At 65.9% G+C, this 19,964-nt stretch carries 20 protein-coding genes; 3 read left to right on the top strand and 17 right to left on the bottom strand.

Going from position 1 to position 19,964, the window contains the following annotated elements; all coding sequences use genetic code 11:
- Positions 1–27 precede the first annotated feature (27 nt).
- The 10 genes from flgK to flgB form a co-directional block, all read right to left on the bottom strand.
- On the bottom strand, positions 28–1,995 hold the full coding sequence (flgK, locus tag BM436_RS21135; protein WP_093557508.1) for a flagellar hook-associated protein FlgK: 1,968 nt from the start codon (positions 1,993–1,995) through the stop codon (positions 28–30).
- A 170-nt stretch (positions 1,996–2,165) separates the two neighbouring features.
- Complete coding sequence (flgJ, locus tag BM436_RS21140) at positions 2,166–3,095, bottom strand: flagellar assembly peptidoglycan hydrolase FlgJ (RefSeq protein ID WP_093557509.1); 930 nt, start codon at positions 3,093–3,095, stop codon at positions 2,166–2,168.
- Positions 3,096–3,104: 9 nt separating this feature from the next.
- Positions 3,105–4,238 (bottom strand): flagellar basal body P-ring protein FlgI, encoded by a 1,134-nt coding sequence (locus BM436_RS21145; RefSeq protein WP_093557510.1) that lies wholly within the window; start codon positions 4,236–4,238, stop codon positions 3,105–3,107.
- A 2-nt stretch (positions 4,239–4,240) separates the two neighbouring features.
- Entirely contained in the window at positions 4,241–4,891 is a 651-nt protein-coding gene (locus BM436_RS21150; RefSeq protein WP_093557511.1) for a flagellar basal body L-ring protein FlgH, read from the bottom strand.
- Between the two features lie 12 nt (positions 4,892–4,903).
- On the bottom strand, positions 4,904–5,686 hold the full coding sequence (gene flgG, locus BM436_RS21155; RefSeq protein ID WP_093557512.1) for a flagellar basal-body rod protein FlgG: 783 nt from the start codon (positions 5,684–5,686) through the stop codon (positions 4,904–4,906).
- A gap of 68 nt (positions 5,687–5,754) precedes the next feature.
- Positions 5,755–6,498 carry a flagellar basal-body rod protein FlgF gene (gene flgF, locus BM436_RS21160; protein WP_093557513.1) on the bottom strand — a complete coding sequence of 248 codons (744 nt, stop codon included), beginning with the start codon at positions 6,496–6,498 and terminating at the stop codon, positions 5,755–5,757.
- A 50-nt stretch (positions 6,499–6,548) separates the two neighbouring features.
- Positions 6,549–8,105: a flagellar hook-basal body complex protein gene (locus BM436_RS21165; protein WP_093557514.1), complete on the bottom strand. Its 1,557-nt coding sequence runs from the start codon at positions 8,103–8,105 to the stop codon at positions 6,549–6,551.
- A 25-nt stretch (positions 8,106–8,130) separates the two neighbouring features.
- Entirely contained in the window at positions 8,131–8,811 is a 681-nt protein-coding gene (locus tag BM436_RS21170; protein WP_093557515.1) for a flagellar hook assembly protein FlgD, read from the bottom strand.
- 11 nt (positions 8,812–8,822) lie between these two features.
- Positions 8,823–9,230 carry a flagellar basal body rod protein FlgC gene (gene flgC, locus BM436_RS21175; RefSeq protein ID WP_093557516.1) on the bottom strand — a complete coding sequence of 136 codons (408 nt, stop codon included), beginning with the start codon at positions 9,228–9,230 and terminating at the stop codon, positions 8,823–8,825.
- Between the two features lie 2 nt (positions 9,231–9,232).
- On the bottom strand, positions 9,233–9,652 hold the full coding sequence (gene flgB, locus BM436_RS21180; RefSeq protein WP_093557517.1) for a flagellar basal body rod protein FlgB: 420 nt from the start codon (positions 9,650–9,652) through the stop codon (positions 9,233–9,235).
- A gap of 154 nt (positions 9,653–9,806) precedes the next feature.
- Here flgB and flgA point away from each other — a divergent pair, with 154 nt between their 5' ends.
- The 3 genes from flgA (at position 9,807) to BM436_RS21195 (ending at position 11,475) form a co-directional block, all read left to right on the top strand.
- Positions 9,807–10,502 (top strand): flagellar basal body P-ring formation chaperone FlgA, encoded by a 696-nt coding sequence (flgA, locus tag BM436_RS21185; RefSeq protein WP_093557518.1) that lies wholly within the window; start codon positions 9,807–9,809, stop codon positions 10,500–10,502.
- Positions 10,503–10,697: 195 nt separating this feature from the next.
- Complete coding sequence (gene flgM, locus BM436_RS21190) at positions 10,698–11,003, top strand: flagellar biosynthesis anti-sigma factor FlgM (RefSeq protein WP_093557519.1); 306 nt, start codon at positions 10,698–10,700, stop codon at positions 11,001–11,003.
- Between the two features lie 7 nt (positions 11,004–11,010).
- The gene (locus tag BM436_RS21195) at positions 11,011–11,475 is read left to right on the top strand and encodes a flagella synthesis protein FlgN (RefSeq protein ID WP_093557520.1); all 465 of its coding nucleotides are present in this window, start codon (positions 11,011–11,013) and stop codon (positions 11,473–11,475) included.
- Between the two features lie 178 nt (positions 11,476–11,653).
- On the opposite strand, the gene motD is transcribed toward BM436_RS21195, so the two are convergent.
- The 7 genes from motD to flhB all read right to left on the bottom strand — a co-directional run bounded on the left by motD (position 11,654) and on the right by flhB (position 19,872).
- Positions 11,654–12,436 carry a flagellar motor protein MotD gene (motD, locus tag BM436_RS21200; RefSeq protein WP_093557521.1) on the bottom strand — a complete coding sequence of 261 codons (783 nt, stop codon included), beginning with the start codon at positions 12,434–12,436 and terminating at the stop codon, positions 11,654–11,656.
- A 1-nt stretch (position 12,437) separates the two neighbouring features.
- Positions 12,438–13,184, bottom strand: coding sequence for a flagellar motor protein (locus BM436_RS21205; protein ID WP_093557522.1), 747 nt, complete (start codon positions 13,182–13,184; stop codon positions 12,438–12,440).
- Positions 13,166–13,897, bottom strand: a complete 732-nt coding sequence (locus BM436_RS21210; protein WP_093557523.1) for an RNA polymerase sigma factor FliA — start codon at positions 13,895–13,897, stop codon at positions 13,166–13,168. Before BM436_RS21210 ends, BM436_RS21205 begins: the two co-directional genes overlap by 19 nt.
- 15 nt (positions 13,898–13,912) lie before the next feature.
- The gene (locus BM436_RS21215) at positions 13,913–14,737 is read right to left on the bottom strand and encodes a MinD/ParA family ATP-binding protein (protein ID WP_093557524.1); all 825 of its coding nucleotides are present in this window, start codon (positions 14,735–14,737) and stop codon (positions 13,913–13,915) included.
- Positions 14,730–16,187 (bottom strand): flagellar biosynthesis GTPase FlhF, encoded by a 1,458-nt coding sequence (flhF, locus tag BM436_RS21220; RefSeq protein ID WP_093557525.1) that lies wholly within the window; start codon positions 16,185–16,187, stop codon positions 14,730–14,732. The genes BM436_RS21215 and flhF overlap by 8 nt, the downstream gene beginning before the upstream one ends.
- A gap of 356 nt (positions 16,188–16,543) precedes the next feature.
- Positions 16,544–18,700: a flagellar biosynthesis protein FlhA gene (gene flhA, locus BM436_RS21225; protein ID WP_093557526.1), complete on the bottom strand. Its 2,157-nt coding sequence runs from the start codon at positions 18,698–18,700 to the stop codon at positions 16,544–16,546.
- Positions 18,697–19,872 carry a flagellar biosynthesis protein FlhB gene (flhB, locus tag BM436_RS21230; RefSeq protein WP_093557527.1) on the bottom strand — a complete coding sequence of 392 codons (1,176 nt, stop codon included), beginning with the start codon at positions 19,870–19,872 and terminating at the stop codon, positions 18,697–18,699. The genes flhA and flhB overlap by 4 nt, the downstream gene beginning before the upstream one ends.
- Positions 19,873–19,964 lie beyond the last annotated feature (92 nt).

A 19,964-nucleotide genomic window follows, 5' to 3' on the forward strand; every position in this document is an offset into this window, starting at 1 on the left:
GACCTTCCTTATTCCTTAGCCGGGCGCTTAACGGCCCAGCGACACCAGCACATCGAACAGCTGGCTGGCGATCTGCATCATTTTGCCGGCCGCCTGGTAGGCTTGCTGGTAGCGCAGCAGGTTGGCGGCTTCCTCGTCGAGGTTGACGCCGACCACGCTCTCGTGGGCGTTCTTGGCCTGGGTGGCGGCGGCGTCCGCGGCCAGGCCGCCGATCTGCGCCTCGCGCGCCTTGTTGCCGACGAAGTTGACCATCGACGCGTACGAGCTCTGGAACGTGGTCTGCCCGCCGTTCAGGATGTTCTTCGACTGCAGGTCGGCCAGCAGCGCGCCGTTGCGGTTGTCCTTGGTGCCGCCGGCGTTGGGACCGGTGATGCTGAAGGTGTCGTTGTCGCCCGGCGTGCCGGTGATGGCGACGTTGATGCCGCCGAAGTTGAACTTGTCGCCCTCCGCGTACGGAATGGTGGCGGTGCCGGCCGGATACGTGGTCGACGTGCCGTCGACGCCGGTGACCACCACGTCCTGCGCGGCCGGGAAGCCGGACAGCGTGCCGGTGTCCTTGTCATAGGTCAGCGTGACGGTGCCGTTGAGCGTGTTGGCCGGGTCCAGGTAGGCGTCGTCGACGCTGCCCACGCTGATCTTGCCGTTGCCGGTGTTGCTCAGCGGCGTGTTGGTGCTGATGGGCGCGGCCAGGGCGATTTTCGACACGTCGCTCAGCGCCACGTTGAAGCCGGACGCGGCCGCGAAGGTGGGGCGGATCTCGAAGTGGTCGCCCGTCTGCGGCGTGCCGGTGATCGAGTACTCGACGCCGTCGATCATCTGCGGCTCGGTCTGCGGGAACGGGTTGATGACCGTGCTCTGGCCGTCGGACTGGCGCGTCAGCACGAAATTCGCGCCGTCGTAGTTCAGGTCGTAATTGCTGGTGGTGAGCGCGGTGGCGTCCTTGACCACGCCGGTGATGGTGGCGGTGCTCAGCGAGGAGTTGCGCGCGTCCATGCCGACATAGGCCTTGACGTCCTCGAAGAACTGGCCGCCCATGGCGCCGTTGCGGTCCTGGCCCAGCGCGTGCTGGGCGTTGAAACTGGCCGCCAGCCCGGCCGCCACCTGGCCCAGCTTGTTCTGCGCCTCGTCCAGCGCGCCGCTGCGGAACGACAGCAGCCCGCCCAGGGCGCCGCCGCCCTGCAGCGCGCTTTCCGGCAGCTCCGACACCTTGTCGCCCGCCTTGTAGCCGATGGTGATGCGGCTGACGTCGGTCAGCGAGGTGCCGGTGGCCAGCTCGAAGTTGCGGTTGCCGATCACCAGCGGCTGGCCGGAGCCGATCGACACCGTCAGCGTGCTGTTGGCGCCGTCCGCCACCGTGACCTTGACCAGCTTGTTCAGCTCGGTGATCAGGTGGTCGCGCTGGTCCATCAAATCGTTGGGCATGGCCGAGGTGTCGCTCGACAAGCCGGCGATATCGTTGTTCAGCTTGCCGATCTGGGCGGCGAAGGAATTGACCTCGGCCACCGTGGTCTTGATCTGCGCGTTGACGCCCTCGCCGATCTCGCTCAGGCGGTCGCTCATGGTCTGGAAACGCGCCGACAGGGTGTTGGCGGTGGACAGCATGGCGCTGCGCGAGGCGTCGGTGGCGGGATTGGAGGCGGCGTCCTGCACGCCCTTGAAGAAGTCCTGCAGCGCCGGCGACAGGCCGGAGGTGGAGTCGGCCAGCAGGTTGTCGACCTGGCTGATCTGGGAGTAATAGCCGTTCTGCTCGGCCGCGCGCGCCTCCGCGCCCAGCAATTGCTTGCTGAGGAAGTCGTCGTACTGGCGCTGGATGGTGACCACCTCGGTGCCGGTGCCGACGAAATAGCCGCCGCTGGCCTCGGGCAGGGAGTTGCCCTGGATAACCACCTGGCGGTGATAGCCTTCCACATTGGCGTTGGCGATGTTGTGCCCCGTGGTCGCCAGGCCCACCTGTGCCGCCAATAAACCTGATTTACCTACGCCAAGGATGCTCATGATGGTGTTTAGCTTTCCGCTTGATCTGAGTAGTCTACGGCAGAAGCCGATAAAACTTGAGTTTCCCTACTGCAATAGTGTGCGCAAACCTGGGGACAGACCCGCGATCCGGGTCCCATGCCCTTGCGGAGGCTGGTGGCGCGATGGGTCCGTCCCCGGTGTGAAGCCAACTATCCCAGCGAGCGCTTGATGATGCTGGACAGCTTGGCCGCGTAATTCGGATCGGTGGCATAGCCCGCGCGCTGCAAGCCCTGCGCGAACTTGGTCGCGTCGCCGGCGTGCGCCATGACTTTTTCATAACGCGGGTTATTGGTGATCAGCTTGCCGTAATCCTTGAAGCTGTCCGCATAGCTGGCGTAGGCGCGGAAGCGCTCCACGCGGGTCTGCGCCTTGCCGTTCACATATTCGGTGGTGACGGCCTCCACCACCTTGCCCTTCCACTCCGGCCCGGCCTTGATGCCGAACAGGTTGTGGCTGTTGCTGCCGTCCCGGCCCTTGATCTCGCGCCGGCCCCAGCCGCTTTCCAGCGCTGCCTGGCCCAGCATGAACTTGGCCGGGATGCCGGTGGCGCGGCTGGCCTCCTCGGCGTGGTCGGCGAGCTTGTCCTGGAAGGCGCGCACGTGGGGCGCCTTCGAGCCCTTGCTCGCGGCGTCGGCGGCGTTGGCCGAACCAGCCGCCCCGGCGCCGCCGGACGCTTCGATGGCGCGCTGCAGTTTCGCCGCCGCCATCCCGGCCTGTGCCGACAGCCCCGGCATGCCCTGCCCCGGCGCCAGCGCCTGCGCGTTCTGCACCTGGGACAACTGCCGCACCAGCACGTCCGCCAGTCCCACGCCCTTCTTGGCCATGTTCTGGCTGGTCTGCTGGTCCAGCATGGTGGTGAACATCTTGGTCTGCTCGTTGTCGAACATGCCCTCTTGCGGCGTGGCGTCGCGCATGCTCTTCATCATCATGTTCAGGAACATGGCCTCGAACTGCGTGGCCGCGCCCTTCAGCGCCTCGGGCGCGCCTTCCTTGGCCTGCTGGCGCAGCGCGCCCATGCCTTTGACATCGGTGGCCAGGTTGGCGGACAGGTCGGTGGGTGAAGGGCTCTGGCGTATCATGGCGGCGCCTTAAATGATTTCCAGCTCGGCGCGCAGCGCGCCCGCGCTCTTCATCGCCTGCAGGATGGCCAGCAAGTCCTGCGGCGAGGCGCCGATGGCGTTCAAGGCCTTGACCACGTCGGCCAGCGAGGCGCCGCCGTTGACCATCATCACCTTGCCGCTGTCCTTCTTGATGTCGATCTGGCTGTTTTGCGTGACCACGGTCTGGCCGCCGGACAGCGCGTTCGGCTGGCTCACCTGCGGATCGGCGCTGACCGACACCGACAGGTTGCCGTGCGAAATCGCGCAGGTTTCCAGCGTGACGGAACGGTTCATCACCACCGAGCCGGTGCGGGCGTTCATGATCACCTTGGCGGCCTGCTCGGCCGGATTCACCTGCAGGCTTTCCAGCGTGCCGATGAAGCTCACGCGCTGGTCGCTGCTGGATGGCGCCTGCACGCGGATCACGCGGCCGTCGAGCGCGTAGGCGATGCCGGAGCCGTATTTCTCGTTGATGGCCTCCACCACGCGGCTGGCGGTGGCGAAGTCGGTTTCCTTCAGTTCCAGGCGGATCATGTTGTTCTCGCCCAGCGCGCTGGCCACCGCGCGCTCGACGGTGGCGCCGCCGGAGATGCGGCCCACGCTCAGGTGGTTGACCACCACCGAGCTGCCGCCGGCCTGCGCGCCCACGCCGCCCACCAGCACATTGCCCTGCGCCATGCCGTAGACCTGGCCGTCGGCGCCCTTCAGCGGCGTCATCAGCAAAGTGCCGCCGCGCAGGCTTTTCGCGTTGCCCATCGAAGACACCGTCACGTCCAGCAACTGGCCCGGCTGGGCGAAGGCCGGCAGCGAGGTGGTCACCATCACGGCTGCCACGTTTTTCAGCTGCAGGCTGGAGGCGGCCGGCAAGGTGATGCCCATCTGCTGCAGCATGGAGGCCACGGTCTGCACCGTGAACGGGGTTTGGGTGGTCTGGTCGCCGGTGCCATCCAGGCCGATGACGAGGCCATAGCCCATCAGCTGATTCTGGCGCACGCCGGCGATGCTAGCCAGGTCCTTGATGCGCTCGGCGTGCGCCGCCGGCGCCACCAGCAGCGGCAAAACGCCCAGCGCCAGCGCACCCAGCAGCCGCCTGCCGGAAAAAGGGGTCAGGTTCAATTTCATGATCAGAAAGGCAGCAGGCTGAGGAAGAAGCGCGAGACCATGGAATTCATCTCCGCCCGGTCGATCTGGCTGTTGGTGCGGTATTCCACGCGCGCGTCCGCCACGGCCGTCGACAGCACGCTGTTGCCGGCGCCGATGGTGTCCGGGTTGACCATGCCGGAGAAACGGATGAACTCGGTGCCCTTGTTCATGGCCACCTGCTTCTCGCCCACCACGATCAGGTTACCGTTGGGCAGCACCTCCATCACGGTGGCGCCCATGGTGCCGGTGAAGGTGTTGCTGGCCGACTGGTTGTCCGCGTCGCCATAGGTGTTCTCGGCGCTGGTGGCCACGTTTGTGCCCAGCTTGCCTTGCAGCGGGCCGGGGATGCCGAAGTTCACGCTGCCGGTCTTGTTGCCGGAGCTGGTGCCCGCCTTCACCGCCGAGGTGCGCTCGGTGATGACGATGTTGATCACGTCGCCCACCTGGCGCGCGCGGCGGTCCTCGAAATGGGGACGGTACAGCTGCGCCTGGAAGATGGCGCCGTTGCTGGGCGCCGGCATTTGCGCCGGCGACAGCGGACGCGCCGTGGTCGGCTGCTGCACGATGGTGGTGGGAACGGTGCCGCAGCCAGCCAGCGCCAGCACCGCGGTAACAAGAATCAGGGATTTCATGGCAAGCTCGCTTTAAAGCTGGGCCAGTTTCGCCAGCATCTGGTCCGACGTGGTGATGGCCTTGCTGTTGATTTCGTAGGCGCGCTGGGTCTGGATCATGTTCACCATCTCCTCCACCACGTTCACGTTCGACGTTTCCACGTAACCCTGCAGGATCACGCCGGTGCCGTTGGTGCCGGGCGTGTTGTTCTGCGCCGCGCCGGAGGCGCCGGTTTCCAGGTACAGGTTCTCGCCCTTGGATTCCAGGCCGGTGGGGTTGATGAAGGTGGACAGCTGGATGCTGCCGATCTGCTGCGCGGCCGCCTGCCCCGGCAAGGTGACGGACACGGTGCCGTCGCGGCCCACGGTGATGCTTTGCGCGTTGATGGGGATGGTGATGGCCGGCTGCAGCACGAAGCCGCTGGAGGTGACCATCTGGCCGTTGCTGTCGCGCTGGAAGGAGCCGTCGCGGGTGTAGGCGGTGGTGCCGTCCGGCAGCAGCACGTTGAAGAAGCCGTTGCCGTTGACCATCAGGTCTTTATCGTTGCCGGTGGCCTGGGGATTGCCCTGCGTGAAGATGCGCTCGATGGCGACCGGGCGCACGCCGGTGCCGACCTGCATGCCCGAGGGCAGCTGCGTCTGCTGGGAAGATTGGGCGCCGGGCTGCCGCACGTTCTGATACAGCAAGTCCTCGAACACGGCGCGCGACTTCTTGAAGCCGTTGGTGCTGACGTTGGCCAGGTTGTTGGCAACCGTGTCCATCTGCGTCTGCTGCGCCTCCATGCCGGTCTTGGCTATCCACAGCGATCGTATCATTTGCGTTCTCCCTCGTCGGCCGTGGCAGCCAGGCATTAGTCCACGTAACCATTATGCGGGGGGAGGCCTTAAGTCAAAGCGAGGATCTGGGTGGCTTTCGCAGCGTTATTCTCGGCATTCTTCAAAAGGCTCATCTGGGTTTCGAACTGGCGCCCCAGGGAGATCATGTTGACCATGGCGTCCACCGCGTTGACGTTGCTGCCCTCCACGGCGCCGGACACCAGTTGCACGGCCGGATCGGGATCGGCCGGCAGGCCGGACTTCTGGCGGAACAGGCCGTCCGAGCCGCGCTCCAGGCCGCGCGTGTCCGGGTTGACCAGGCGGATGCGGCCCAGCACATTGGCCGGCCCCGGCTGCGCCTGCGCGGTGCTGATGACGCTGACCGTGCCGTCGCCGGCGATGGCGATCTCGCTGTCCGGCGGAATGGCGATCGGGCCACCCTCGCCCTGCACGGTCTGGCCGCCGCTGGTTTGCAGCAGGCCGTTTTCGCTGACCTTCAGGCTGCCGTTGCGGGTGTAGGCCTCCGAGCCGTCGGCCGACTGCACCGCGAGCCAGCCGTTGCCGCGCACCGCCACGTCCAGCGCGCGGCCGGTGGTCTGGATCGCGCCCGAGCGGAAATCCGCGCCCACGGTCGAATCGACCACGTAGGTGCGGGTGGGCAGGCCGTCGGACTGCACCGGCACCGCGCGGAAGGCGTCGATCTGCGCGCGGAAGCCGGTGGTGGCGACGTTGGCGAGGTTGTTCGACGTGGTGGCCTGCTGTTCCAGGATGTGCCTGGCGCCAGTCATGGCGGTGTAGACGAGTCGGTCCATAGCGGTTCCAGTGTCCGTCGCGGCGCGCCGGGGCGCGCCGCTTTAGCTCATTAACGCAGGTTGACCAGGGTTTGCAGCACCGAGTCCTGGGTCTTGATGGTCTGCGCGTTGGCCTGGTAGACGCGCTGCGCGGTGATCATGTTGACCAGCTCGGCCGTCAGGTCGACGTTGGACGATTCCACGGACGAGGAACGCAACTGGCCCAGGCTGCCGGTGTTCGGCGCGCCGATCTGCGGCACGCCCGAGGCGGCGCTTTCCGCCCAGGCATTGCCGCCCAGCGGCGTCAGGCCATCCACATTGGTGAAGTTAGCCAGCACGATCTGCGCCAGCGGACGGGATTTGCCGTTACTGTACTGGCCGGTGATGACACCGTCAGCGCCAGCCGCGAAGCGCTCCAGCGTGCCGGACGAGTAGCCGTCCTGCGTCGACGCTTTTTCACTGGTCGCGATACCGTACTGCGTGGTGCCAGTGAAGTTTGCTTGGATCACCAGCGGCTCGACACCGCCTGTGGCTGGAAATATTGGCAGACTGATTGTGAACGGCAGCGAGTTGGGAATGCCGGTGGCCGCCTCGAGTTCGGCCATGGCTGTCGTATTGATCGCACCCTGCTGGTCAAATATCAGCGTGCCAACCTTGGTCGGAGGCGCTGAGATCGCAGCGGCCAACGCCCTGTTGATCTCGTCAGGATTGGTGCCCACGATGGCGCCTACGTCGGTCGGCGCGGTGAACTTCGCCGTCAAATCATCTATCTGCGCCTGAGTCACACCTGGGATTGCCGACAACGCGGTAACCATCGCGTTACCCGCGACAGCGGAGTAAGCGGTATTCGCGAGAGCGATCTGCGCAGGATCCAGCGTCGCCACGGCGGTTTGGTAATCGGCCCTCGCCTGCGCAACCGCCGGATCAGTATTCACCACTGCGGCGACGCCCGCCGCAACAATCTCCACCCCGTCGCTACCCGCATACACGTCCCACGTATTAGCGTTGGTCTTCACATAGTAAGTGGAAAGCACGTGCGGATTGCCCAGGCTGTCGAACACGTCCAGCACCGTCTGCTTGTTGTAGGTCAGCGGGTCCAGCGCATCGAATGGCACCCGTTCCGGCACCAGGCTGCGAGAATCCAGGTTCAGCTCCAGATTGGCCTTGGTGGTGGCGACCGGCACCAGGTCGGATGAATCGATGACGATGGGCGCCGCGGCGCCTTGCAAAATCACGCCGTCCTCGGTGGAGAGGTAACCAGTCAGCTTCTGGCCCTGCGCGTTGATGACCGTACCATCCTTGTCCAGCTGGAATTGGCCGTTGCGCGAGTACTGCACCGCGCCGCTCTGCGTCACCGTGCGGAAGAAACCGCCACCGTTGATCGAGATGTCCAGCGGGTTGTTGGTGGTCTCGATGTTACCCTGAGTGAACTGCTGCGCCAGGCGCGACACGGACACGCCGATACCGGCGTTGTTGCCGCTGACGCCGTTCAGCGAGTTCGCGTACAAGTCCGCGAATTGCGCCTGCGATCCTTTGAAACCCACCGTGCTCGCGTTGGCGATGTTGTTGCCGATCACGTCGAGCGATTTTGCCGCGGCGTTCAGGCCGCTGAGTCCTTGTTGGAACATGGTATCCCCTATGCAGTAAGGTGGGTTACAGAATTTGTTTGATATCGGCCATCGTCAGCTGGCCCACGGTCGGTACGTTCAGTTTCACGCCGGCCGTGCCGGTGGACACGCTGGCCACCACGCCGAAGGTCAGCGCGGTCGCGTCTTTCAAAGTCTCTGCGCCGCGCTTGGCGGCCACGGTGAAGCTGTAGTTGCCGTCCGGCGCGGTGGTGCCGTCGGCCATCTTGCCGTCCCACGCCAGCGCGGCTGTACCGGCTTCCGACGCGCCCAGGCTGACGGTCTTCACCAGCTTGCCCGCCGGGCTGAAGATGTTGATGTCCACGCTATCGGCCGCCGTCGCCAGGTCCACGCCGTAGATGGCCTTGCCCTCGCTCAGCGCGATGTTCTTGCCCGCGCTTAGCACGCCATGGTTGATCATGCCGGTCGCTTGCAGGTTCTCGGACGACTGGTAGCTCGCCTTCAGCGACTCCAGCGTCGTGTTCAATTTGTTCACGCCCGTCACGGTGGACAGCTGCGCCAACTGGCTGGTGACCTGGGCGTTGTCCAGCGGATTCATCGGGTCCTGATTCTTCAGCTGCGTGATCAGCAGCGTCATGAACTTGTCCTTGTCGGCGTCGACGGAATCGGTGGCGGTCTTGGCCTTGGGGTTGACCGCGTTCAGCAGCGCGTCCGATACCGGGGCCTTGGTGGTGGAAGTGACACTCATCTTGTTCTCTCTTATTGGCCGATGCTCAAGGTTTTAATCAGCAGCGTTTTCGCCGCGTTCATGGTTTCCACGTTGGTCTGGTAGGAGCGCGAGGCCGACAGCATGTTCACCATCTCGTCCACCACGTTCACGTTCGGCATGCTGACGTAGCCCTTGTCGTCCGCGTTCGGATGCTTGGGGTCGTACACCTGCTTGAGCGGCGACGGATCCTCGATCACGCGCTGCACCTTCACGCTGGTGGCCGCGCCGTTGCTCTGCGAGGGCTGCGCCTCGAACACCACCTGCTTGGCGCGGTAGGCCTCGCCGCTGGCGGAGGTGGTGCTGTCCGCGTTGGCCAGGTTGCTGGCCACCACGTTCAGGCGCTGCGCCTGCGCGCTCATGGCCGAACCGGACACGTTGAAGATATTAAACAGCGACATGATTATTGACCTCCCTGTATGGCCGCCATCAGTCCCTTGATCTGGGAGTTGATCAGCGTGATGCCCGCCTCGTAGCGCAGCGCGTTGTCGGCGAACTGGTTGCGCTCGACATCCATGTCCACCGTGTTGCCGTCGACCGCGCCCTGCACGGTGCCGCGGTACGCCAGCGGCGTGCCGTCCGGCAGCACATCGCCTGCTTGCTGGGGGTTGGGGAAATGCCGCTGCGCCGTGGTCTTCAGCGCCTGCTGCGGGCCGGTGCGCGACATGGCGCCCTGCAGGGCGTTGGCGAAGTCGAAATCGCGCGCTTTGTAATTAGGCGTGTCCGCGTTGGCGATGTTAGACGCCAGCACGGTCTGGCGCTGCGAGCGCAGGCTCAAGGCCGTCTCGTTGAAGCGCAGGTAATCGTCCAGTTTCCCCAACATCGCAAACTCCGTTCAAATTCCGCTGATGACAGATTCGATCATACGGACCGGGCCGGGCATTCGATCGAACGATAAGCCCGCACTTTCCCGCCCTATTCCAAGCTTGGCTGGCGCGGCGGCGACCTATCATGGCTACATTCGAAGAGGTCCCGCTATGAAACTGCCAATATTCCCCTTGCTGTTATTGCTGGCGTCCAGCGCCATGGCGCAACAAGCCGCCCCGGCCCGCCAGGACCTGGGCGCGATCCGCCAGACCGTGGAGCAATTCCTGCAGACGCAAATCATCGGCCTGCCCGGCCAGGTCAGCGTCGATGTCGGCCCCATTGACCAGCGCATGTCGCTGGCCTCCTGCCCCCAGCCGCAGGCCTTCCTGATGCCCGGCGCGCGCGCCTGGGGCAAGACCACGGTGGGAGTGCGCTGTGCGGCCCCTTCCGTATGGACGGTGTATATTCAAGCCAAGGTGTCGGTGCAGGCGGAGTACGTCGCCAGCGCGGTGCCGCTGGCCCAGGGCCAGGCCATCGAGGCCAGCCAGCTGGTGATGGTCAAGGGCGATCTGACAACATTGCCGGCGGGAATAGCCACCGACATCGGCCAGATCGTGGGCCGCAGCAGCAATTCGTCACTGGCGGCGGGCACGCCGATGCGGATCGACACGCTGCGCAGCAAGCCGGTGGTGCAATCGGGCCAGCTGGTGCGGGTGGTGTCGAGCGGCGCCGGGTTCCGCGTGTCCTCCGAGGCGCGCGCGGTGGGGACGGCGTCGGAGGGACAGATGGTGCAGGTGCGCACCGCCGGTGGACAGCAAGTCAGCGGCGTGGCGAAAGCGGGCGGACTGGTGGAGGTGGCGTTTTAAAAACCTGAGCCGAAACCTGGGGTCAGACCCATCGGGTCTGACCCCGGTATCTGCCGGTGGTTTTAATGATGCGTTCTGCTAGCGGAGGCTGGGCTGGATCGGTAATTGCATTACGGCAAGCTAAAGTTTCATCATTCGGCGCCGTTAATGACTCAGATCCCGGAGTTTACGCTCCAACCAGACGAGGATAATGCTGTGAAAATCAACGATACACTCAAAGGCACGCCCGGATTGCCGACGTCGCCCGCGACGGCCGGCAACGCGCGCAGTGCCGAAAAAGCGAACACCGCGCCGGTTCCGACCGACAACGTGCGCCTGTCCTCCCAAGGCCAGGCCATGGCGGCCAGCGGCGCCAGCGGCAGCAACTCCGTGTTCGACGCGCAAAAAGTCGACCGCATCAAGGAAGCCATCGCCGGTGGCAAGTTCCAGGTCAATTCGGAAAAAGTGGCGGATGGCTTGCTGGAAACAGTCAAGGATTTGCTGCACTCACGTAAAAGGTAGCTAAGTCATGCAAACGGTATCGCCGATGTCCAGCCTGCGCGAAGAACAGCGCGTCATCACCGCCCTGATCGCGGTGCTGAAACAGGAACAGCAGTTTCTGCTGGCGGCCGATATCGACGGACTGACGGCGCTGACGCCGCAAAAGTCCACCCTGGTGAACGACATGGCCGTCCTGGCCAGCCAGCGCCACAGCGCCTTGGGCGCGGCGGGTTTCAAGGCGGAGGAAGCGGGCATGGAAGCCTGGCTGGCCGCCAGCGGCGATCCGGACGCGCTCGCGTTCTGGCAGCAAGTGCTGACGCAGACGCACGAGGCCAAGGAACTGAACCGCCTGAACGGCATGCTGATCAACAAACACCTGAGCCACACCCAGGGCGCGCTGCAAGCGCTGCGTCCGCAAGTTCAAAGCAACGTCTACGGCCCCAGCGGCCAAACCACCAGCACCACCCTGCGCCGCGGCTTCGTCGCCGGCTGAAACCACGGCACCACTGCCCTCCCCACGGTTGACGCCGCTTTGGGGTCAGACCCCACGCGCTGTTGACGCCGCTTCTATGCAGCAACAAACTTCGGGCATCCATTGTTGACGCCGCTTGGGGGGGCTGACCCCAAAACGTTGCTGACGCGGCTTCCGGGAGGAAAATACTGCCGATTTATTAGGGAGGCGGTGCGGGCGCGGGGGATGTCGTCGGCACTTCGGTCGCCGGATCGGGGATGCCGGACAGGATGGTCACCGCCACCCGGCGGTTGCGGGCGCGGCTTTCGGGCTGGTCGTTCGGGGCGACCGGGATGTTGTCCGCGTGGCCGACCGCCGACAGCCGCGACGGCGCCATGCCGGCGTCGATGAACAGCCGCACCACGGCGCCGGCCCTGGCCGCCGACAGCTCCCAGTTCGATGGGAAGTAGGTGTTGCTGATGGGGACGTTGTCGGTGTGGCCCTCGACTTGCACGTTGTGCGTGTCGGTCTTCAGCAGCCCCGCCACGGCCACCAATGCCTCGCGCGACTCGGCGGTGAGCTTGGCCAGCCCCGGGTCGAACAGCACGCTGGCGTTGATCTCGACGCTGACGCCGCGCGAGTTCTGCGTCACCCGCACCTTGCCTTCCTTCACCAGCGGCGCCATGGTGGACAGCAAATCCTGCGCCAGCTTGGTCATCTGCTCCTTTTCCTTACGCATCAGCTCGGTGCGCCGCTTGAGGGCGGGATTGGGTATCGGCAGGTTCAGCACCTGCGTGTTGACCGGCGTGGCCGAGCCCTGGCCGCCGAAGGCGTCGCCCAGCGCGTCCGAGAACACCTTGTATTTGCCGATGTTGACGGACGAGATCGCATACATGACGACGAAGAACGCGAACAGCAAGGTGATGAAGTCGGAATACGAGATCAGCCAGCGTTCGTGGTTTTCCGGCTCGTCGTCGAACTTCCTGCGGGCGCGGCGCTGCATGTCAGTGCTCGCGCAGCAGGGTGGCGATGCGCTCGTCGATCACGCGGCTGTGGTCGCCCGTCGCGATGTCGTGGAACACGGCGGCGGCGATTTCCTGCTGGTGCACGTGCTGCGTGACGATGGCCTTGAGCTTGTTGGCGATCGGGTAGAAGAACAGGTTGGCCAGCCCCACGCCGTAGATCGTGGAGACGAAGGCGATGGCGATGCCGGGCCCCAGCTTGCTCGGGTCGGCCAGGTTTTCCATCACCTGGATCAGGCCCAGCACGGCGCCCAGGATGCCGATGGTGGGCGAGTAGCCGGCCGCCGATTCCCAGATCCGCACGGCTTGCCGCTCCGCCGTCTCGTAGGCGGTGATCTCGGTGTCCAGCAGCTGGCGCAGCTTGTCGGGGTTGATGCCGTCGACGATCAGGCGCAGGCCCTTGGCGTTGAACTTGTCCTTGGACGACAGCATGAAGCGCTCCAGCGACAGGTGGCCGTCGCGCTTGGCGGCGGTGTTCCAGGCGGTGATCTCGCGCGCCAGCGTGGCGCGCGAATCCGGCGGCGGGGCGAAGATCCAGCGCAGCATGCGCACGCCGCGCAGGAAGGTGGGCATGCGCGTCTGCAGCAGCACGGCGCCCAGCGTGCCGATCACGACGATGGCGAAGGCGGCCGGCTGCAACAGGGAGCTGAGCTTGCCGCCTTCCAGGCCCTGCCCGACCAGCACCCCGGCCAGGCCCAGCAACACGCCGGCTACGCTGGCCCAGTCCATGCCTGCTCCCTCAACGCCGCGCGCAAACGCGCCACGGCCTGCGTGTGCAACTGCGACACGCGAGATTCGGACACGCCCATGACGGCGCCGATTTCCTTCAGGTTCAGTTCTTCCTCGTAGTACAAGCCCATCAGCATCTTCTCGCGCGGCGGCAGGCCGTCGATGGCGTCGATCACGGCGTGGCGGAAGTCGGTGTCGAGCAGCGCGCGCAGCGGGTCGGCGTCCTCGTCGTGGTGGTAGCGGTCGAGGAAGCTGTCGTTGCCGTCGTCGTCGTGGAAGTCCTCGTAGTAGACCAGCTGGTGGCCGCCGCCCTCGGACAGCATTTCCTGGTAGTCCGCCAAGGACAGCTTGAGCGACTTGGCCACCTCGGACTCGCTGGGCGGACGGCCCAGGCGCTGCTGCAGCGTGGCCATCGCGGTTTCGATCTTGCGCATGTCTTGCCGCATGCTGCGCGGCATCCAGTCGCTGCTGCGCAGCTCGTCGAGCATGGCGCCGCGGATGCGCATCACGGCGTAGGTCTCGAACTGCGCGCCGTGGGTTTCTTCATAGCGGTTGATGGCGTCCAGCAGGCCGATCATGCCGGCCTGCACCAGGTCATCCACTTCCACGCTGGGCGGTAATTTGGCCTTCATGTGGTGGGCGAGACGCTTTACCAACGGCATGTGTTCCGTCAGCAGCGTATCTTTGTCCGCTTTGCCTTTTACCGTGTACATAAATTCTAGTTGTTGTTAGGCGCTAAAATGGTTGCTGCTCCCCGTGCGGAAGTTGGGCGCGCCGGCCAGGGCAAGCCGCCCCGCCAGTTGCCGGAATGCGACCGAAGCGCCCGCCAGAGGAAACGCGTCCACCACCGCGCGCCCCAGGCGCGCGGCGCGATGCAGATACTCGTCGGCGGGTACCGATCCCATCGAAACCAGGTTGACGGCCAGGTAACGACTTGCCGCTTGCGCCATATTATCGTAAACCAACCTGGCTTCGGCCTCGGATGCGCCCGTTACCAGGATTCCGAACGGCCGGCGGCCCAGTTCCTGGCTCAGGCGCTTGATCATCGAGTAGGCGTTGGTGATCGAGGTGGCGCTGTTGGACACCTGCACCACGATCTCGGAACTGGCCATCACCGGCACCGGGAAAGCCTCGCCGTCGTATTCGCCGTCCACGATCAGCATGCCGGACTGCTTGGCCAGCACGTCGAAGGCCTTGGCCAGGCGGCGCGTCTCGTCCGGGCCGGTGCGGGCCACGCCGCGTGTCATCGATACCACACCGAAACCCTGCGGCACCTGGTAGATCACCTGGTTCAGGCCGCATTGCTGGCGCGCCACCTCCAGCAGGCTGGCGCCGTTGTCCACGCCCAGGCGGGAGGCCACGCCGTGCGCGCTGGCGCAGGCGTCCACCAGCAGCACGTCGTTGCCGGCGCGCGCCAGCGAGGCGCCCAGGTTGACCAGCATGCAACCCTTGTCGTCCTGCGGGGTGGCGGAAAGGAAGGTGACGATGCGCGGCTGCGGCCCCGCCAGCATCCGGCGCAGGCCTTCGGCCTGGTCGAAATTGAAGTTAGCCAAAATGCACCTCGCGCAGCGCGTTGTCGATGTTGGCGCCGGCCATCACCAGCGGCAGCTCGCTGTCGTGGTACTGGGTGCCGACGGCGTCGCGCTTGAGGCGGAAGGCGCGCTCGATCAGCGCGGCCGGGTCGGCCAGGTGCAGGTCTTCCGGCACGCGCTGGCCGCTGGAGACGTAAAACATGTTCAGTTTCTGGCGGATCACCACGTCCAGCACGTTGCCGATGGAGGCGGCCTCGTCCAGCTTGGTCATGATGCAGCCGGCCAGGCCGCTGCCCTGGTAGGCGCGCACCACCTCGTTCAGGGTTTCCTGGGTCGAGGTGGAATTCAGGCACAGCAGGCGCTGCACATTGGTGTCCGCGCCCTGCAGCATGGCGACCTGCTCGGCCACCATGTGGTCGCGCTGGCTGACGCCGACCGTGTCGATCAGCACCGTGTGCTTGTTGCGCAACTCCTTCAGGGCGATGCGCAGGTCGGCCTCGTCCTTCACCGAATGCACCATCACGCCCAGGATCTTGCCGTAGATGCGCAACTGCTCGTGGGCGCCGATACGGTAGGCGTCGGTGGTGATCAGCGCCAGCTTTTCCGGGCCGTGGCGCATCACGCAGCGCGCCGCCAGCTTGGCGGTGCTGGTGGTCTTGCCGACGCCGGTGGGGCCGACCAGGGCGAACACCCCGCCCTGCTCGATCAGCGCGTCCTCGTTGGCGATGGCCGACAGGTTGCGGGTCAGCACGGTCTTGATCCAGCGCAGACTGTCGGCGGCGTCGCGGCCGGCCGGCAGTTTTTCGATCAGGTAGCGCGCCAGGCTGGCCGAGAAGCCGGCCGCCAGCATTTCGCGCAGCACGGCCGCCTTTTGCGGCTCGCGCTGCTGGGTGGAGCCCCAGGACAGCTCGGCCAGCTGGGTTTCCATCATGCCGCGCATGGCGCGGATCTCATTCATCATGCCGCTCATCTCGGCGGCCGCGTTGGCCTTGGCGCTGTTGACGGCGTCGGCCACCATGGCGGAGATGCGTTCCATGTCCAGCGACGGCGCCGTCGGGGCGGGCTGGCGGGCCGGGGCCGGCGCGTGGTGGGCCGGCGACGCCGAACGGGGCGCCTGGTCCCGGGGCGCGTCGTAGGCCTGGGCCTGGGCCTGGGCCTGGGCCGGGCGCTGGGCGGCGGGGGGGGCGTAGGCCTGCTGCGGGCGCGGGGCGGCCGGGGCCGCCGCGATCGGGCTCATGGTCGCCATGTAGGGCTGGGATTCGGGCAAATCCAGGTAGGGACGGGGCTGGGCCATGGGCGAGTCCGGCGCGGGCGAGGCCAGCGAAGCGGCGTCGTCGTTGGCCAGCGCGAGGATCTCGACCTCGCCATCGGTTGGACGGTTGGACAAAATGACGGCATCCGGTCCCAGCGCCTCGCGCACTTTGCGCAGCGCCTCGCGAGACGTGGGAGCAGTAAATTTCTTAACGTTCATGGCCAATTCCCCTGTTTACACATAATCCGACAGTGCCATTGTCGGCGATGCACCATGGAAACGATCGATGGAACAGGGAGGGAAAAGGGCCGCATTTCGAGGATGGCGCGGCGGGTGAGGATTGGACAGCGCGCCGGCGCGCGGAGTTCCGACGCGCATGGCTGCGGGGTCGCAGCCGCGGCATCCCTGCGAAAAATAGCCCAGGGCTCTTTTTCCCATGCGGAAATAAGAGCCCAGGGCTAATTTCGGCGGCGAACCACGCCCGAAGCCCTTGAGCGGGTCGGATTTATTACGTGGCGGCTATATTCGCCCTGGGCCCTTTTTCCCGCACGGAAAAAATGGCCCTGGGCGCTTGCTTATTGCGCGCCGACCAGGGCGGTGACGCGGATGGTCTTGGTCTCGGGGATCTCGGCGTGCGACAGTACCTTCAGTTGCGGCAGCGCGCGGCGCAGGAAACGCGACAGCAAGGTGCGCAGCGGCCCCGGCACCAGCAGCACCGGCGTCACGCCCAGCGCCTCCTGCTGCGCGGCGGCCTGCTGCGCCTGCTGCGCGATGGTGTCGGCCAGCCCCGGCTCGATGCCGGCGCCGTCCGGACCGCTGGCGGCCAGCGCCTGCATCAGCAGCCGCTCCAGGCGGTTGTCCAGGGTCATCACCGACAGCTCGCCGCCGGTGGGGAACAGTTGCTGCACGATGGCGCGGCCCAGCGAGATGCGCACCAGCGCGGTCAGCTCGTTCGGGTCCTGCGTGTGCGCGGTGTGCTCGGCCAGCGTCTCGATGATGGAGCGCATGTCGCGGATGTGCACGCCCTCGGCCAACAGGTTCTGCAGCACTTTCTGCAAGGTCGACAGCGACAGCATCTTCGGCACCAGGTCCTCCACCAGCTTGGGCGATTCCTTGCCCAGGTGGTCCAGCAGCGCCTGCACCTCGGCGCGGCCCAGCAGTTCGGACGCGTGCGTGGTGATCAAATGGTTCAGGTGGGTGGCCACCACGGTGCCGGCGTCCACCACCGTGTAGCCCATGTTCTGTGCCTGGTCGCGCAGGCCGGCGTCGATCCACACGGCCGGCAGGCCGAAGGCGGGATCCTCGGTCACCAGGCCGGGCAAGGCGCCGCTGGCCATGCCGGGGTTGATGGCCAGGAACTGCCCGTTGAAGGCCTCCCCCGCCCCCACTTCCACGCCTTTCAGCGCGATGCGGTAGGCAGAGGGTTTCAGTTCCAGGTTGTCGCGGATGTGCACCGGCGGCGCCAGGAAGCCGACCTCCTGCGCGAACTTCTTGCGGATGCCCTTGATGCGCTTGAGCAGCTCGCCGCCCTGGGTCTTGTCCACCAGCGGAATCAGGCGGTAGCCCACCTCCAGGCCCAGCGTGTCCACCGGCAGGATGTCCTGCCAGCTGGCCTCCTCCTGCTCCGGCGGCGCGGTCGCGGCGGCCGCGGCGCTGGCGGCCGCCGCCTCGGCGGCGGGCGTGCCGGGCGCGGGGGTGGCGCCGCCACCGGCGCGGTCGCGCTTGCTCATCAGGTAGCCGGAGCCGATCAGCACGCCGGCCAGTAGCAGGAACACCAGGTTGGGCATGCCCGGGATCAGGCCCATGCCGCCGATGATGCCACCGGTGATATAGAGCACCTGCGGCTTGGCGAACAGCTGGCCGATGACCTGGGTGCCGATGTCCTGCTCGCTGGCCACGCGCGAGACCACGATACCGGCCGCGATCGAGATCACCAGCGACGGGATCTGCGCCACCAGGCCGTCGCCGATGGCCAGCAGGGTGTAGACCTTGAGCGCCTCGCCGAAGCCCATGTCGTGCTGGATCAGGCCGACCAGCAGGCCGCCGACGATGTTGATGACGGTGACCAGGATGCCGGCGATGGCGTCGCCGCGCACGTACTTGGAGGCGCCGTCCATGGCGCCGTAGAACTCGGCCTCCATCGACACTTCGCTGCGGCGCTTGCGGGCCTCGGCCTCGCCGATCAGGCCGGCGTTCAGGTCGGCGTCGATCGCCATCTGCTTACCCGGCATCGCGTCCAGGGCGAAGCGCGCGCCCACCTCGGCGATACGGCCCGCGCCCTTGGTCACCACGGTGAAGTTGATGATGGTGAGGATGATGAACACGACGATACCGACCGTGTAGTTGCCGCCGATAAGGAAGTGGCCGAAGGCCTCGATCACCTTGCCGGCCGCCGCGGTGCCGGTGTGGCCCTCGGTCAGCACCACGCGGGTGGAGGCCACGTTCAGCGCCAGGCGCAACATGGTGGACACCAGCAGCACGGTCGGGAAGGCCATGAAGTCCAGCGGCTTGACCGTGTACAGGCTGGTCAGCAGCACGATGATGGACAGCGCGATGTTGAAGCTGAAGAACAGGTCGAGGATGAAGGCCGGCAGCGGCAGCACCATCATCGCCAGCAGCATGATGATCAGGATAGGCGCGGCCAGGCTCTTGCTGGCGGCCCGGTTCATGCCCAGGCTGTCGACGCGGCCGGCCAGCCAGGGCGGCATTCTCAGGCGATCCAATGGGTTCATCGTGCTGCTCCGTTATTGTTGTCTGGTTTCTTCTGCGACGCCGGGTTCAGCGGGTCCATATCGGCCGGCACTTCCAGCTTGGTCGGCCGGTCCGGATAGCGGTTGCCCGGCTTGAAGGTGCGGATCTGGAACACATAGGCCAGCACCTCGGCCACCGCCGCGTACAGGCGCTCGGGGATCTCGTCGCCGATGTCGGTGTGCTTGTGCAGCGCGCGGGCCAGCGCCGGCGCCTCCAGGATGGCGACCTTGTGCTCCTTGGCCAGTTCGCGGATCTTCGCGGCCACCTCGTCCGTGCCCTTGGCCACCACCTTGGGCGCGCCGCGCGAGCCGTCGGCGTATTTCAGCGCCACCGCGTAGTGGGTCGGGTTGGTCACCACCACGTCGGCGGTCGGCACGTCGGCCATCATGCGGCGCTTGGCCATCTCGCGCTGCAGCTGGCGGATCTTGCCCTTGATTTGCGGATTGCCGTCCGATTCCTTGGATTCCTGGATCAGCTCCTGGCGCGTCATCTTCAGCTTGTTGGCGTAGTGCCACAGCTGGTAGGGCGCGTCGATGGCGGCGATGAAGCCCAGCGCGCCGACGATGAACAGGAAGCTCACGCCCAGCATGTCCAGCAGGTGCACGGTGCCCAGTTTCAGCGGCTCGTTGATCAGGCCAATCACCGCGTCCTTCTGTTGCAGCACCACCAGCCATGCCACCGCACCCACCACGATGGTCTTGGCGATGGCCTTGACCAGCTCGACCAGCGCGTTCTTGGACACCATGTTGGCCAAGCCGGAGATGGGATTGAGCTTCATGAAGTTGGGGCCGATGGCCTTGCCGCTGAACAGCCAGCCGCCTACCAGCAGCGGCGAGGCCAGCGCCACCAGCATGATCGCGGCGGCCAGCGGCAGGCAGGCCAGCATCACGCGGCCGATGTCGACGGCGACGCGGGTGATCAGCACGTCCGGGTTGAAAATCTGCTCGGGCGGCAGCGACAGGCCGGACACCATGGCCGAGCTCAGGTCGCGCACCAGGCCGGAACCGGTCATCCACAGGCCGGCGCCGGCCGTCATCAGCACGGTGAAGGTCGCCACTTCACGCGATCGGGGAACGTCGCCTTCCTCACGCGCCTGCTCGAGGCGCTTCTGTGACGCCGGTTCTGTCTTCTCGCTTTCGCTCTCTTCTGCCATTTTCCTGCCGCCGATCCGGTTAGCCTGGCGTCATTATCGCCAACCGGACGGGGCGGCCATCGGGGGAACAGCCGGGGTTTTGCCGCTCAACT

Origin of the sequence: Pseudoduganella namucuonensis (assembly GCF_900116645.1) — a bacterium.
Taxonomy (GTDB): Bacteria; Pseudomonadota; Gammaproteobacteria; order Burkholderiales; family Burkholderiaceae_D; genus Rugamonas; species Rugamonas namucuonensis.

What these genes read in the sequence shown, in the direction of transcription:
- flgK (WP_093557508.1), bottom strand. Translation starts at nt 1,995, where the DNA reads ATGAGCATCCTTGGCGTAGGTAAATCAGGTTTATTGGCGGCACAGGTG.
- flgJ (WP_093557509.1), bottom strand. Translation starts at nt 3,095, where the DNA reads ATGATACGCCAGAGCCCTTCACCCACCGACCTGTCCGCCAACCTGGCC.
- BM436_RS21145 (WP_093557510.1), bottom strand. Translation starts at nt 4,238, where the DNA reads ATGAAATTGAACCTGACCCCTTTTTCCGGCAGGCGGCTGCTGGGTGCG.
- BM436_RS21150 (WP_093557511.1), bottom strand. Translation starts at nt 4,891, where the DNA reads ATGAAATCCCTGATTCTTGTTACCGCGGTGCTGGCGCTGGCTGGCTGC.
- flgG (WP_093557512.1), bottom strand. Translation starts at nt 5,686, where the DNA reads ATGATACGATCGCTGTGGATAGCCAAGACCGGCATGGAGGCGCAGCAG.
- flgF (WP_093557513.1), bottom strand. Translation starts at nt 6,498, where the DNA reads ATGGACCGACTCGTCTACACCGCCATGACTGGCGCCAGGCACATCCTG.
- BM436_RS21165 (WP_093557514.1), bottom strand. Translation starts at nt 8,105, where the DNA reads ATGTTCCAACAAGGACTCAGCGGCCTGAACGCCGCGGCAAAATCGCTC.
- BM436_RS21170 (WP_093557515.1), bottom strand. Translation starts at nt 8,811, where the DNA reads ATGAGTGTCACTTCCACCACCAAGGCCCCGGTATCGGACGCGCTGCTG.
- flgC (WP_093557516.1), bottom strand. Translation starts at nt 9,230, where the DNA reads ATGTCGCTGTTTAATATCTTCAACGTGTCCGGTTCGGCCATGAGCGCG.
- flgB (WP_093557517.1), bottom strand. Translation starts at nt 9,652, where the DNA reads ATGTTGGGGAAACTGGACGATTACCTGCGCTTCAACGAGACGGCCTTG.
- flgA (WP_093557518.1), top strand. Translation starts at nt 9,807, where the DNA reads ATGAAACTGCCAATATTCCCCTTGCTGTTATTGCTGGCGTCCAGCGCC.
- BM436_RS21195 (WP_093557520.1), top strand. Translation starts at nt 11,011, where the DNA reads ATGCAAACGGTATCGCCGATGTCCAGCCTGCGCGAAGAACAGCGCGTC.
- motD (WP_093557521.1), bottom strand. Translation starts at nt 12,436, where the DNA reads ATGCAGCGCCGCGCCCGCAGGAAGTTCGACGACGAGCCGGAAAACCAC.
- BM436_RS21205 (WP_093557522.1), bottom strand. Translation starts at nt 13,184, where the DNA reads ATGGACTGGGCCAGCGTAGCCGGCGTGTTGCTGGGCCTGGCCGGGGTG.
- BM436_RS21210 (WP_093557523.1), bottom strand. Translation starts at nt 13,897, where the DNA reads ATGTACACGGTAAAAGGCAAAGCGGACAAAGATACGCTGCTGACGGAA.
- flhF (WP_093557525.1), bottom strand. Translation starts at nt 16,187, where the DNA reads ATGAACGTTAAGAAATTTACTGCTCCCACGTCTCGCGAGGCGCTGCGC.
- flhA (WP_093557526.1), bottom strand. Translation starts at nt 18,700, where the DNA reads ATGAACCCATTGGATCGCCTGAGAATGCCGCCCTGGCTGGCCGGCCGC.
- flhB (WP_093557527.1), bottom strand. Translation starts at nt 19,872, where the DNA reads ATGGCAGAAGAGAGCGAAAGCGAGAAGACAGAACCGGCGTCACAGAAG.